This is a genomic window from Saccharothrix sp. ST-888, from assembly GCF_000955975.1.
Taxonomy (GTDB): Bacteria; Actinomycetota; Actinomycetes; order Streptomycetales; family Streptomycetaceae; genus Kitasatospora.
The window spans coordinates 1-632 of sequence record NZ_JYJF01000326.1; the positions used below are offsets into that span (position 1 = coordinate 1).

The following is a 632-nucleotide window of genomic DNA, read 5'->3' on the forward strand; positions in this document are numbered from 1 at the left end:
GTGCGGCGGGCGTGATCAAGATGGTGCAGGCGATGCAGCACGGCGTGCTGCCGAAGTCCCTGCACGTCGGCGAGCCGTCCTCGCACGTGGACTGGACGGTCGGCGCGGTCTCGCTGCTCAGCGAGGCGCAGCCGTGGCCGGAGACCGGCGAGCCGCGCCGCTCGGCGGTGTCCTCGTTCGGCTTCAGCGGTACCAACGCGCACATCATCCTGGAGCAGGCACCCGAGGCCCGGACCCACGAGGCCCAGACCTCCGAGGCGCCGGCGCCCGAAGCCCAGCCCGCAGCGGACGAAGGCCGGACGGAGGAGACGCCCGCCCGCCCGGCGGTGTCCTCGGCCGTCCCGTGGCTGCTCTCGGCCCGGTCGGCCGACGCCCTGCGCGGCCAGGCCGAGCGACTGTTCGCGAAGGTCGAGGCGGACGCCGGGACCGGGTCCGAGGTCGCGGATCTCGGGTACTCGCTGGCCACGACCCGTTCCACCTTCGAGCACCGGGCGGTGCTGGTCGGGCACGATCTCGCGGAGCTGCGGCCCGCTCTGGAGGCGCTGGCGTCCGGTGAGCCGGGTGCGGGTGTGGTGCAGGGTGTGGCTGGGGCTGGGGGGAAGGTGGCGTTCGTCTTCCCGGGTCAGGGTTCG

General features: G+C 74.4%; 1 protein-coding gene. It reads left to right on the forward strand.

Going from position 1 to position 632, the window contains the following annotated elements; all coding sequences use genetic code 11:
* Window positions 1-632 (forward strand): ketoacyl-synthetase C-terminal extension domain-containing protein (locus UK12_RS32910; RefSeq protein WP_045306880.1); only part of this gene is annotated, 632 nt, incomplete at both ends.